Annotated in this window: 12 protein-coding genes; all 12 read left to right on the forward strand. The window is 73.7% G+C overall.

The window, feature by feature from the left end:
- Positions 1-108: 108 nt before the first annotated feature.
- The 12 genes from tnpB to ACFOX0_RS02865 all read left to right on the forward strand — a co-directional run bounded on the left by tnpB (position 109) and on the right by ACFOX0_RS02865 (position 12,095).
- The gene (gene tnpB, locus ACFOX0_RS02810) at positions 109-1,479 is read left to right on the forward strand and encodes an IS607 family element RNA-guided endonuclease TnpB (protein ID WP_377541891.1); all 1,371 of its coding nucleotides are present in this window, start codon (positions 109-111) and stop codon (positions 1,477-1,479) included.
- 16 nt (positions 1,480-1,495) lie between these two features.
- Positions 1,496-1,711: a type II toxin-antitoxin system HicB family antitoxin gene (locus ACFOX0_RS02815; RefSeq protein ID WP_377541793.1), complete on the forward strand. Its 216-nt coding sequence runs from the start codon at positions 1,496-1,498 to the stop codon at positions 1,709-1,711.
- Positions 1,712-1,766: 55 nt separating this feature from the next.
- A complete protein-coding gene (tsaB, locus tag ACFOX0_RS02820) occupies positions 1,767-2,480 on the forward strand; it encodes a tRNA (adenosine(37)-N6)-threonylcarbamoyltransferase complex dimerization subunit type 1 TsaB (RefSeq protein WP_377541794.1) in 714 nt (237 codons plus the stop codon).
- 52 nt (positions 2,481-2,532) lie between these two features.
- Positions 2,533-2,970 carry a ribosomal protein S18-alanine N-acetyltransferase gene (rimI, locus tag ACFOX0_RS02825; protein ID WP_377541796.1) on the forward strand — a complete coding sequence of 146 codons (438 nt, stop codon included), beginning with the start codon at positions 2,533-2,535 and terminating at the stop codon, positions 2,968-2,970.
- Entirely contained in the window at positions 2,963-4,009 is a 1,047-nt protein-coding gene (gene tsaD / locus ACFOX0_RS02830) for a tRNA (adenosine(37)-N6)-threonylcarbamoyltransferase complex transferase subunit TsaD (protein WP_377541797.1), read from the forward strand. Before rimI ends, tsaD begins: the two co-directional genes overlap by 8 nt.
- 43 nt (positions 4,010-4,052) lie before the next feature.
- The gene (locus ACFOX0_RS02835) at positions 4,053-4,307 is read left to right on the forward strand and encodes a hypothetical protein (protein ID WP_377541892.1); all 255 of its coding nucleotides are present in this window, start codon (positions 4,053-4,055) and stop codon (positions 4,305-4,307) included.
- A gap of 68 nt (positions 4,308-4,375) precedes the next feature.
- Positions 4,376-4,855, forward strand: a complete 480-nt coding sequence (locus ACFOX0_RS02840) for an RrF2 family transcriptional regulator (RefSeq protein ID WP_377541798.1) — start codon at positions 4,376-4,378, stop codon at positions 4,853-4,855.
- Between the two features lie 88 nt (positions 4,856-4,943).
- Entirely contained in the window at positions 4,944-6,248 is a 1,305-nt protein-coding gene (locus ACFOX0_RS02845) for an FAD-binding oxidoreductase (protein ID WP_377541799.1), read from the forward strand.
- A gap of 111 nt (positions 6,249-6,359) precedes the next feature.
- Positions 6,360-8,105 (forward strand): ABC transporter ATP-binding protein, encoded by a 1,746-nt coding sequence (locus ACFOX0_RS02850; RefSeq protein ID WP_377541800.1) that lies wholly within the window; start codon positions 6,360-6,362, stop codon positions 8,103-8,105.
- Between the two features lie 32 nt (positions 8,106-8,137).
- Positions 8,138-9,937 carry an ABC transporter ATP-binding protein gene (locus ACFOX0_RS02855; protein ID WP_377541801.1) on the forward strand — a complete coding sequence of 600 codons (1,800 nt, stop codon included), beginning with the start codon at positions 8,138-8,140 and terminating at the stop codon, positions 9,935-9,937.
- Positions 9,938-10,020: 83 nt separating this feature from the next.
- Entirely contained in the window at positions 10,021-10,746 is a 726-nt protein-coding gene (locus tag ACFOX0_RS02860) for a helix-turn-helix domain-containing protein (protein ID WP_377541802.1), read from the forward strand.
- Positions 10,743-12,095 carry an MFS transporter gene (locus tag ACFOX0_RS02865; protein ID WP_377541803.1) on the forward strand — a complete coding sequence of 451 codons (1,353 nt, stop codon included), beginning with the start codon at positions 10,743-10,745 and terminating at the stop codon, positions 12,093-12,095. The genes ACFOX0_RS02860 and ACFOX0_RS02865 overlap by 4 nt, the downstream gene beginning before the upstream one ends.
- Positions 12,096-12,102 lie beyond the last annotated feature (7 nt).

Consider the following 12,102-nt stretch of genomic DNA (forward strand, 5'->3'; position numbering starts at 1 on the left):
CGATCTTTGGCTCGTTTTGGTGTCGGGGGCGCGGGATGTGTCGGTGGGAAGTGTCGTACCCCTGCCCGATACTGATTGTGATCGCTGGGGGTGGTGGGTGTGAGGGTGGTGCAGGCGTATCGCTTTGCGCTTGATCTGTCCCCGGTTCAGGAGCGTGCCGTGTTCACGCATGCTGGGGCTGCTCGGTTGGCGTACAACTGGGCGTTGGCGCGGGTGCGGGCGGTGCTGGACCAGCGGGCGGCTGAACGCTCGTACGGCGTCCCGGACGAATTGCTCACTCCGGCGATCGGCTGGTCGTTGCCGGCGTTGCGGCGGGCGTGGAACGCGGCGAAGGATGTGGTGGCGCCGTGGTGGCGGCAGGTGTCGAAGGAGGCGTTCAACACCGGTCTGGACGCCCTGGCCCGGGCGTTGAGGAACTGGTCGGGCTCCCGGTCCGGCAAACGCGCCGGACGCCCGGTCGGCTTTCCGCGGTTCAAGTCGCGCCGCCGTGCGGTGCCGTCGGTGCGGTTCACCACCGGCGCGATCCGGGTCGAGCCGGACCGCAAGCATGTGGTGCTGCCGCGGTTGGGTCGGTTGAAGCTGCACGAGTCCGCCCGTAAGCTGGCCCGCCGTCTGGACGCCGGCACCGCGCGGATCATGTCCGCGACGGTGCGTCGGGACGGTGTTCGGTGGCAGGTGGCGTTCACCGTCGAGGTCGACCGCACCGAACGGGCCCCGGCCCGACCGGACAGTGTGGTCGGGGTGGACGTCGGGATCCGACACCTCGCGGTGTTGTCCACCGGCGAACTGATCGACAACCCGCGTCACCTGGCCGCCGCCAGGCGGCGGATGCGGCAGTTGGGTCGGGCGTTGTCGCGTAAGACCGGTCCGGACCGGCGTACCGGGCGACGCCCGTCGCGGCGGTGGCAGCAGGCGTCCGCCCGCCTCGGCCGGGTACACGCCCGGGTTGCGAACCTGCGCCGCGACGGCCTGCACAAACTCACCACCCGCCTCGCCCGCCAACACGGCACGGTCGTGGTGGAAGACCTCAACGTCGCCGGCATGTTGCGTAACCGCAGGTTGGCCCGGCACATCGCCGACGCCGGTTTCGCCGAGATCCGCCGCCAGTTGGCGTATAAGGCCGGGTGGAACGGTGGCCGGCTGCTGGTGGCCGACCGCTGGTATCCGTCCTCGAAGACCTGCTCGGGTTGTGGTGCGGTGAAAACCAAACTCGCCCTGCACGAGCGTCAATACACCTGTCAGGTGTGTGGTCTGGTCATCGACCGGGACCACAACGCCGCACTCAACCTCGCCGCCCTCGCCGCGGCAGCGACAACCGCCGGGAGTGGTCCGGTGGCAGCACGTGGAGCCGACCAGAAGACCCGCCTACGCGGGCAGGTGGCTGTGAAGCGTGAACCCGGCACGGCAACCGCCGACAAGACCGGGACCGTCCCACCGCAAGGCGGGACTACCAACCGTGCGCTCACCACAGCGCACTGAGAGGCAACGGCAGGCAGTGAGCGCATACGTCGTGATCATCGAGCGTGCCGAAGATGGCGGCTACGGTGCCTGGTCGCCAGATCTCCCTGGCTGTGTCGCGCTCGGCGAGACGCGTAAGGAAGCGCTCGCCGAGATGCGCGAGGCCATCGCCTTCCACCTTGACGGCCTTCGCGAGGCAGGGGAGCCGGTTCCCGCGCCGACAGCGGTAAGTGTCGACCTGATCGCCGCTTGACCGACGGCCGGGTCGTCACCGGGCGTGATCCGGTGGGCGGATATGCTGGCTCACCGTGCTCGTACTCGTGGTGGATTCGTCGACCCCAGCGGTGACGGCGGCGCTGGCGGACGTCGGCGCGGACGGCGTGCTGCTGCGCGCCGAGCGGGTGACGGTCGATGCCCGGGCGCACGGTGAGCTGCTCGCGCCGCAGGTCGACGCGGTGCTGGCCGAGGCCGGTGCCCGCGCCGCCGACCTGACCGCGATCGTCGCCGGGACCGGCCCCGGCCCGTTCACCGGGCTGCGGGTCGGCCTGGTCACGGCGGCCAGCATGGCGCAGGTGCTCGACCTGCCCGCCTACGGCGTCTGCTCCCTGGACGCCCTCGGCCACGCCGCCGCCCGCTCCGGCGCCCCGGGCCCGGGGCCCGCCGCCGGCTCCGGTGGACCGGTGCTGGTGGCCAGCGACGCGCGTCGGCGGGAGATCTACTGGGCGGTCTACGACGCGACCGGCGCCCGGCTGTCCGACCCGGCCGTCGAGGCGCCGGCCGCCGTCGCGGCCCGGGCCCGCGACCTCGGTGCCCGGTCCGCGGTCGGCGAGGGTGCTCGCCGGTACGCCGAGACGCTCGACCTTCCGGTCCGGCCCGAGCCGGCCTGGCCGCCCGCGTACGCGCTGGCCGAGCTGGCCGCCGAGCGGATCGTGGCCGGGGCGCCCGGCGAGCCGCTGACCCCGCTCTACCTGCGTCGCCCGGACGCGGTCGCGGCCACCGTCCGCAAGCCGGTCCTGCCGTGACCCAGCGCCACGGGACGGCCGCGACCCGGCGGAGCGCGACAGCGGCCGCGCGATGACGCTCACCCGCTTCCGCTGGTGGCACATCGACGAGGTGCTGCCCATCGAGGCCGACGCGTTCGGCCCCATACAGTGGTCGGCGGCGATGTTCTGGAACGAGCTGGCCACCGGCCAGTACTACCTGGTGGCGCTGGATCCGGACGGGTCGGTGGTCGGCTACGCCGGGCTGACCGTCCAGCCCGGGGAGGCCTGGGTGCAGACCATCGCCGTACGCCGGGACCGGCAGCGGGCCGGCCTGGGCCGGCGGCTGCTGGCGGCGCTGCTGGCCGAGGCCGACCGGCGGGGCACCCGCCGGGTGCTGCTGGAGGTCGCGGTGGACAACGAACCCGCCCAGAAGCTCTACGCGGCGTACGGCTTCGAGCCGCTCGGCATCCGGCGCGGCTACTACCAACCGAGCAACACCGACGCACTGGTGATGGAACGTGATGGCTGACGAACCACTGATCCTGGGTATCGAGACGTCCTGCGACGAGACCGGCGTCGGGATCGTCCGCGGGCACACCCTGCTCGCCGACGCGCTGGCCTCCAGCGTCGACCAGCACGCCCGGTTCGGCGGCGTGGTGCCCGAGGTGGCCAGCCGGGCGCACCTGGAGGCGATCGTGCCGACCATGCGCCGCGCGCTGTCCGACGCGGGCGTCACCATGGCCGACATCGACGCGATCGCGGTGACCGCCGGGCCGGGGCTGGCCGGGGCGCTGCTGGTCGGGGTGGCCGCCGCCAAGGGCTACGCGCTGGCCGCCGAGAAACCGGTGTACGGGGTCAACCACCTCGCCGCGCACGTCGCCGTGGACACCCTGGAACACGGCCCGCTGCCCGAGCCGGCCATCGCCCTGCTGGTCTCCGGTGGGCACTCGTCGTTGCTGCTGGTGGACGACCTGGCGACCGGGGTGACCCCGCTGGGCGCCACCATCGACGACGCGGCGGGAGAGGCGTTCGACAAGGTGGCCCGGCTGCTCGGCCTGCCGTTTCCCGGCGGCCCGCCGATCGACCGGGAGGCCCGGGCCGGTGACCCGGCCGCGATCGCCTTCCCGCGCGGGTTGACCGCGCCGAAGGACCTGGCCGCGCACCGGTACGACTTCTCCTTCTCCGGCCTGAAGACGGCGGTGGCCCGCTGGGTGGAGGCGCGGCAGCGGGCCGGCGAGCCGGTGCCGGTCGCCGACGTGGCCGCCTCGTTCCAGGAGGCGGTCTGCGACGTGCTCACCGCGAAGGCGATCGCGGCGTGCCGGGACCGGGGCGTGCAGACCCTGGTGATCGGCGGCGGGGTGGCCGCGAACTCACGGCTGCGTGCGGTGGCGCAGCGGCGGGCCGAGAAGCACGGCATCACCGTACGGGTGCCCCGGCCCAAGCTGTGCACGGACAACGGGGCGATGGTGGCGGCGCTCGGTGCGCGCCTGGTGGCCGCCGGGGTGGCGCCCAGCCGGCTGGATCTGCCCGCCGATTCGGCAATGCCGCTCACCGTGGTCAGCGTGTAATCTTCCGGCGACCCGTGGTGCTGGGAGGGAGACGGTGGCCGACGTGATCGTGCGGATGTGGGAGGCGCGGGCCGAGCCGAAGGGCTTCGCCGAGCTGATCTCGTGGGTCTGCGACACGGCGTTGCCGGAGTTCGAGCACCATCCGTTGCACCTGTCCAGTGAGGTCTTCTCGTCCACCGACCACCGGGTCGTGGTCGTCTCCAAGTGGCGCGGCGGCCCGCAGCCGATGCCGGACCCGCCGGTGCTGCTGGTCGCCCGGCCGCCGCACGAGTGGGACTTCACCCAGGTCGACCGCTGATTCGCCCCGCCGCCCGGGTAGCCGGGGTTGCGAACCGAAACCTGGATATGTAGTGTCCAGGTATGCGGATGAGCGAGGGCGTGGAGTGGGCGCTGCACAGTTGCCTCAATCTGACCTGGCTGCCGAGCGGCACGGCGGTCCCCGCCGCGAAGCTGGCGGCCTTCTACGGCCTGCCGGCCGCGTATCTGAACAAGCAGCTCCAAGCGCTCGCCCGGGCCGGCATCGTCATGTCGACCCCCGGTCCGCGTGGAGGTTTCCAGCTCGCCCGTAGCCCGGAGCGGATCACGTTGCTCGACGTGGTCGTTGCGATCGAGGGGCCGGACGAGGCGTTCCGCTGTGAGCAGTTGCTCAAGCGGGGGCCGGGCGCCGACCCGGAGGTCGACTACCGCCAGGCGTGCCTGGTGTCCCGGGCCATGCGGCGGGCCGATCTGGCGTGGCGGCGGGAACTCGCGGAGCAGACCCTGGCCGACCTGAAGGACCAGGTGGAACGGCAGTATCCGGCCACGCCCGGCAACACCGTGAACAGGTTCACGGCGCTGCGCGCCTGACCGCTCGACCCGAAGCCCTCCCCGAGCGGGAGGGCTTCGATCGGAACATATCCCGGACATAAAATATCCAGATAATGGAAGGTGCCTGATGAATCCCCTGAACGAGTTGCGCTCCGCCGTCCGTGGCGGCGTCCTGCTGCCCGGTGACACCGGTTTCGACGGCGCCCGCCGTCCCTGGAACCTCGCGGTCGACCAATCGGTCGTGGCCGTCGTCGAAGCCGCGGACGCCGACGACATCGCCGCGCTCGTGCGGTACGCCCGGAGCGCCGGGGTCGGAATCTCGGTACAACCCAACGGACACGGCGCGACCGGCCGCACCGACGGCACCATCCTGCTGCGCACCCGGCGACTGGACACCCTGGACATCGACCCGACCGCCCGGCGGGCCCGCGTCGGCGCGGGTGTGGCGTCGGGCCGGTTGCAGGCCGCCGTCGCGCCGTACGGCCTGACCGGGCTGCCCGGCAGTTCGCCCGTCGTCAGCGTCACCGGCGTCGCCCTCGGCGGCGGGCTGAGCTGGTTCGCCCGTGCCCACGGGTGGGTCGCCGACAGCGTCACCGCGTTCGACGTCGTCGACGCCGACGGCCGGCGGCGCCACGTCACCGCCGACCGCGAGCCCGACCTGTTCTGGGCGATGCGTGGCGGCGGCGGCGACTTCGCCGTCGTCACCGCGCTCGACGTGACGCTGCACCCCGCACCGGCCCTGTACGGGGGCCGGGTGCTGTGGGACGCCGAACACGCGCCCGCCGTCGTCGAGGCGTACCGGCGGATCACCGCGACCGCGCCGGACGAGCTGACGGTGTGGCTGGACCTGCTGCACTTCCCCGGCGCGACGCCCATGGTCGCCGTCGACGCCACGTACCTCGGCGGTCCGGACGAGGCGCGTGACCTGCTCGCCCCGCTGGACCACCTGCCCCGGCCGCTGTCCGACGGCCGGCGCGTCATGACGGTGGCCGAGCTGGGTTCCATCACCGCCGAACCGACCGACCCCGGTGCCGGCCTGTCCCGGGCCGAACTACTGCCCGAGTTGACCGACACCGCGGCGAAGACGCTGCTGGCCGACCCGGTCGCGCCGCTGCTGAGCATCCAGCTCCGGCAGCTGGGCGGCGCGCTGGCCGGGCCGTCCGACAGCCCGCACGGGCCGCTGGTCGAGCCGTGGGCGCTGTACATGTTCGGGCTGGCAACCGATCCGGCGACGGCCACGGCGGTCGCCGACCGGCAACGGGCTCTCGCCGACTCGCTTCCGGTGAGCGGCCGCAAGCCGTACACGTTCCTCAACCCGGACGAGACCGTGGCCGACGCCTTCGCTCCGGAGGTGGTTGACCGGCTGCGCGCGGTCAAGCGTCGCCACGACCCGGACGCGGTGTTCCGGGCCAACTTCCCGGTCGGCGACTGAACGGGCCAGATCGAAGCGGTAGCGGCAGGTGACCGCAGCCGCCCGCCCGGCCACCGGGCGGGCGGAAATCGGTGGCGGGGACTGTCCGTGACGGCCTAGCGTCGGCACGTCATGCGCCCGTTGCCTGTCGCCGATCCCGGCGTTCCCGATCACCGGTCAGCCACCCGCCTGCTGCTCTGGTTGGCCCGGTGTGCCTGGCCGTCGCTGCTGGCCGGCATCGGCTTCGGCATCGTCTGGACGGTGAGCCAGGCGTTGATGCCGGCGGCGATCGGCCGGGCCGTCGACGCGATCACCGCCCGCGACCAGGGTGACCTGCTGCGCTGGGGAGCGGTGTTGTTCGCCCTCGGCGCGGTGCAGGCCGGTGCCGGCATCGCCCGGCACCGCTGCGCGGTGGCCAACTGGCTGGGTACGGCGTACCGGACCGTGCAGGTGACCATCGACCAGGCGAACCGGGTCGGGGCCGCGCTGCCGAAGCGGATGGCGGCCGGTGAGGTGGTCAGCATCGGCACCTCGGACATCAACCAACTCGGCAACGCGATGGAGATCACCGCCCGCGGCACCGGGGCGGTGGTGGCGATCGTGACGGTGACCACCATCCTGCTCGGCACCTCGGTCACGCTGGGCCTGGTGGTGCTGATCGGCGTACCGGTGCTGCTGGTCGTCGTCGGGCTGCTGATCCGGCCGCTGCACCGGCGGCAGCAGGCGTACCGGGACCAGGTCGGCACGTTGGCCACCCGGGCGGGTGACATCGTCGGTGGGCTCCGGGTGCTGCGCGGGGTGGGTGGTGAGGCGGTCTTCTCGGCCCGCTACCGGACCGAGTCCCAGCGGCTGCGGGACGACGGGGTCCGGGTGGCCCGGGTCGAGTCGCTGCTCAGCGGCGCGGAGGTCCTGTTGCCCGGCGCCTTCGTCGCGCTGATCACCTGGCTGGGCGCCCGGTACGTACTCAGCGGCGAGATCACCGCCGGTCAGCTGGTCGCGTTCTACGGTTACGCGGCGTTCCTGGTCGGCCCGCTGCGGACCATCACCGAGGCGATCGACAAGATCACCAAGGGGCACGTGGCGGCCCGCCGGGTGATCGACCTGCTCGCCCTGCGACCCGACATCGCCGACCCCGCCGAGCCCACACCGGCGCCGGCCGGACCGGCCGACCTGGTCGACGCCGTCTCCGGGACGACCGTGCCGGCCGGCCGGTTCACCGCCCTGGTGGCGGCCACCCCGCAGGACGCGGTCGAGATCGCCGACCGGTTGGGCCGGTACGTCGACGGCGACGTGACGCTGGGCGGCGTACCGCTGCGGGAGCTGGCGCTGGCGACGGTCCGGCGGCGGATCCTGGTGGCCGACAACGACGCGCGGCTGTTCTCCGGTCCGCTGCGGGACGAGCTGGATCCGTACGGCGTCGCCGACGACCAGCGGATCACCGCCGCGCTGGTCGCGGCGAGCGCCACCGACATCGTCGAGGCGCTGCCCGACGGGTTGGCCGCGGTGGTGGCCGAGCGGGGCCGGGAGTTCTCCGGCGGCCAGCAGCAGCGGTTGCGGCTGGCCCGGGCGCTGGTCGCCGACCCGGAGGTGCTGGTGCTGGTCGAGCCCACCAGCGCGGTCGACGCGCACACCGAGGCACGGATCGCGGCCGGGCTCGGCGCGGCCCGGTCCGGCCGCACCACCCTGGTCTGCACCACCAGTCCGCTGGTGCTGGACCGGACCGAGCACGTGGTCTTCGTCGAGAACGGCCGGGTGCGGGCCGCGGGACCGCACCGGGAACTGTTGGCCACCGTGCCGGCCTACGCGGCCACGGTGAGCCGGGCCGAGGCCGAGGACGCGGAGCCGGTCCGCGCGCCGGCCGAGCTGTCCGCCGGATGAGCGCGACGCGCGTCGAGCGGGAGGTTTGACTCATGGGTACGGCGTTGCCGGTCGCCGACGCGAGGCAGGTCCGGCGGTACGCGCGGGCCGTCGTCCGGCGACACCCGCGGGCGCTGGCCGTGGCGCTGGGCCTGCACGCCCTGGCGGCCGTCGCCGGCCTGGTCGCGCCGCGGCTGCTGGGTGACCTGGTCGAGGCGATCTCGGCGGGCACCACCTCGCTGACCGTGGACCGGATCGCGCTGGCGATCGCCGGGTTCGTAGTCGTCCAGGCGGTGCTGACCCGGTTCGCGTACTTCGCCTCCGCCCGGCTGGGCGAACGGGTGCTGGCCGAGCTGCGGGAGGAGTTCGTCGACCGGGTGCTGGCCATCCCGCTGTCCACGGTCGAGCGGGCCGGCACCGGTGACCTGTTGACCCGGACCTCGCGGGACGTCGGGGCGCTGTCCCAGACGATCCGGTTCGCCGCGCCGGACACGCTGATCGCGCTGGTCATGATGGTCTTCGTGGCCGGCGCGCTGGTCCTGGTGGGGCCGCTGCTGGCGCTGCCCGCCCTGTTGGCGGTGCCGTCGTTGTTTCTGGTCACCCGCTGGTACCTGCGCCGGGCGCCGGCCGGCTACCTGCGCGAGAACGCCGCCTACTCGGACATGATCGACGGGATCAACGAGGCCGTCGAGGGGTCCCGGACCACCGAGGCGCTGGGGCAGCAGGTCCGCCGCCGGGCCCGTACCGACACCGACATCCGCCGGTCGTACGCGGCGGAGCGGTACACCCTGTTCCTCCGGACGGTCACCTGGCCGGTCGCCGAGCTCAGCTACGTGCTGCCGGTGGTGTCCACGCTGCTCATCGGCGGTTGGTTCCACCTGAACGGCTGGGTGACCATCGGGCAGGTCACCGCCGCCACCCTGTACGCCCAGCAGCTCATCGAGCCGCTGGACCGGCTGCTGTCCGTACTGGACGAGTTGCAGGTCGGCGGCGCGTCGCTGGCCCGGTTGATCGGCGTCGCCGAGCTGCCGGCCCGGCCACCGGGCGAGCCGGGCACCGACGCCCGGCCGGGCGACGATCATGGGCCGGACGCGTCGGCCCGGCCGGGGACGGACCTCGGGTCGCGGACCGGCGCGGTCGACGCGCGCGACCTGCGGTACGCCTACCGGCCGGGCCGCGACGTGCTGCACGGTGTCTCGCTCACCGTGGCGCCGGGTGAACGGCTGGCCATGGTGGGCCCGTCCGGCGCCGGGAAGTCCACCCTGGGCCGGTTGCTGGCCGGCATCCACGCCCCGCGTACCGGCGTGGTGGCCGTGGGCGGCACCCCGCTCGCGGACCTGTCACCGGACCGGCTGCGTCGGCGGGTCGCCCTGGTCACCCAGGAACACCACGTCTTCATCGGCACGCTGCGGGACAACCTGGTGATGGTGCGGCCCTCCGCCACCGACGAGGAGGTCCGGGAAGCCTTGTCCGCGGTCGACGCGCTGGCCTGGGCGGCGGCCCTGCCGGACGGGCTGGACACCGTGGTCGGTACGGGTGGTCACCCGCTGTCGGCCGCCCAGGCGCAGCAGTTGGCGTTGGCCCGGCTGGTCCTGGCCGACCCGCACACGCTGGTGCTCGACGAGGCGACCTCGTTGATCGATCCCCGGGCGGCCCGGCACCTGGAACGGTCGCTGGCCGGGGTACTGCGCGGCCGCACCGTGATCGCGATCGCGCACCGGCTGTTCTCGGCGCACGACGCGGACCGGGTGGCGGTGGTCGAGGACGGCCGGATCACCGAACTCGGCCCGCACGACGCCCTGGTCGCCGCCGGCGGCTCATACGCCGCACTCTGGCGCTCCTGGCACGGCTGAGTCTCCCGGTTGGCGCGGGCGTTCCGAGGGCGGCCTGACTCCACCTCTTGCAAAGATGTGTTTGCAAAGATAGCTTTGCAAACATGTCTCAGGATAAGGTTCGGCCGAGTCCGACCACGCTGCGCGGCATCGCCCACCCACTCCGGCTCAAGATGCTCAACCTGCTCCGGGCCGACGGGCCGGCCACCGCCACCATGCTGGCCGAGCGGCTCGGCCAGTCGACCGGAGCCACCAGCTACCACCTGCGCCAGCTCGCGCAGTACGGCTTCGTGGTCGAGGATCCGGCCCTGGGCGCCGGCCGCGAACGCTGGTGGAAGGCCGCCCACCGGGGCACCCTCCTGGAGGGCGACATCGTCCGCGAGGCGCCCGCCGACACCGAGGCCTACCTGCGGGCCGTCGCCTCGCTGTACGCCGAGCGGGTGGACCGGTGGCTCGGCGAGCGGGTCACCCTGCCGGCCGGCTGGGACGGCGCGTCGACCTTGAGTGACACGCGTCTGCGGCTGACCGCCGACGAGGCGCGCGACCTGCACCGCGAGCTGGACGAGCTGATCGGCCGCTACCGCCGGGACGACCCCGACGCGGTCACCCCGGCCGGCGCCGAGCGGGTGGTCGTCCAGTGGCAGCTCATGCCGTTCCTGACCGGAGCCGTCGCGGGAGCCGAACCGCCCGTCCCACAGCCGCCGGCCGGCGAGCCGCCGAGCCGTGAGCCGACCGGGTCCGGTGGTGGCGGATCGGCCGGGTCCGGTGGCGCGGAGACGACCGGGTCCGACGGCGCCGGGTCGGCGGGGTCGACCGGGAGTGGCTCATGACCGCGGGCGGCCGGCGGGCGCTGGTCGGACTGCTGACCGCCGAGGTGGTCTCGGCCGCCGGCACCCGGATGTCGATGGTGGCGCTGCCGTGGTTCGTGCTGACCCTGACCGGCAGCCCGGCCCGGACCGGCCTGGTCGCCGCCGCGGAGATGCTGCCCTACGTGCTGGCCTGCGGCCTCGGTGGTCCGCTGCTGGACCGGATCGGCGTCCGCCGCGTCAGCATCGTCGCCGACACGGTCAGCGCGTTGGCACTGGCCGCCATCCCGCTCCTGTTCCGGGACGGCGCGCTGTCCTTTCCGGTGCTGCTCGGCCTGGTCGCCGTCGTCGGCCTGCTGCGCGGTGCGGGTGACATCGCCAAGCAGGCCGTGTTCCCCCGCACCGTGGCCGGTACGGGCATCGAGCTGACCCGGGCCACCAGCCTGCACGACGGGCTCCGCCGGCTCGCCACGCTGCTCGGCGCGCCGCTCGCCGGCGTGCTCATCGCCGCGCTGGACGCGCCGACCGTACTGCTGCTGGACGCGGGCACGTTCGCGGCCGGCGCGCTGCTGGTCGCCGCCTGCGTACCGGCGGGTCTGAACCACGCCCGCGACCCGGAACCGGCCGGCGGCACCGCCCGCGGCACGGAACCGACCGCCACCGCCGACGGAGCGGCACCGGCCGGCGCCGCGGGGTCCTACCTGGAGTCGCTGCGCGAGGCCGGGCGGTTCCTGCGCGGGGATCGGCTGTTGATCGCCATCGGGATCATGCTGACCGCGACCAACCTGTTCGACCAGGCGTACTCGGCGGTGCTCGCGCCGGTCTGGGCGCGCGAGGTGGTCGGTGACGCGACCGCCCTCGGCCTGCTGTTCGGGATCTTCGGGGTCGGCGCGGTGGTCGGCAACGCGGTGTTCACCGCGGTTGCCCCGCGGATCGACCGCTGGGCGGTGTTCTCGGTCGGGTTCCTCGTCGCGGGCGCGCCCCGCTACCTGGCCACCGCCCTGTTCGGCGAGCGGCTCTGGGCGATGTACCTGGTGTCCTTCCTGGCCGGCGTCGCGATCGCCGCCGTCAACCCGATCCTCGGCACGGTGTTCTACGAGCGGGTGCCACAGCGGTTGCACGCCCGGGTGCTCGGCCTCTCGCACGCGGTCTCCTGGGCCGGCATTCCGCTCGGCGGCCTGATCGGCGGCGGGCTGGTGCAGTGGCTCGGCCTCGAACCCAGCCTGTACGTCTTCGGCGCGGGCTACCTGCTGGTCACCCTGCTGCCCTTCCTCGACCGCTCCTGGCGCGACCTCGACGCCCGTCCCGGCCCCACGCCGACGGTGGAGGCGGACCGGGTGGACGAGCGGCCGGCGGGTGCCCGCTCGACCTGACTCCCCG

Origin of the sequence: Micromonospora zhanjiangensis, assembly GCF_042650605.1 — a bacterium.
GTDB lineage: Bacteria > Actinomycetota > Actinomycetes > Mycobacteriales > Micromonosporaceae > Micromonospora_J > Micromonospora_J zhanjiangensis.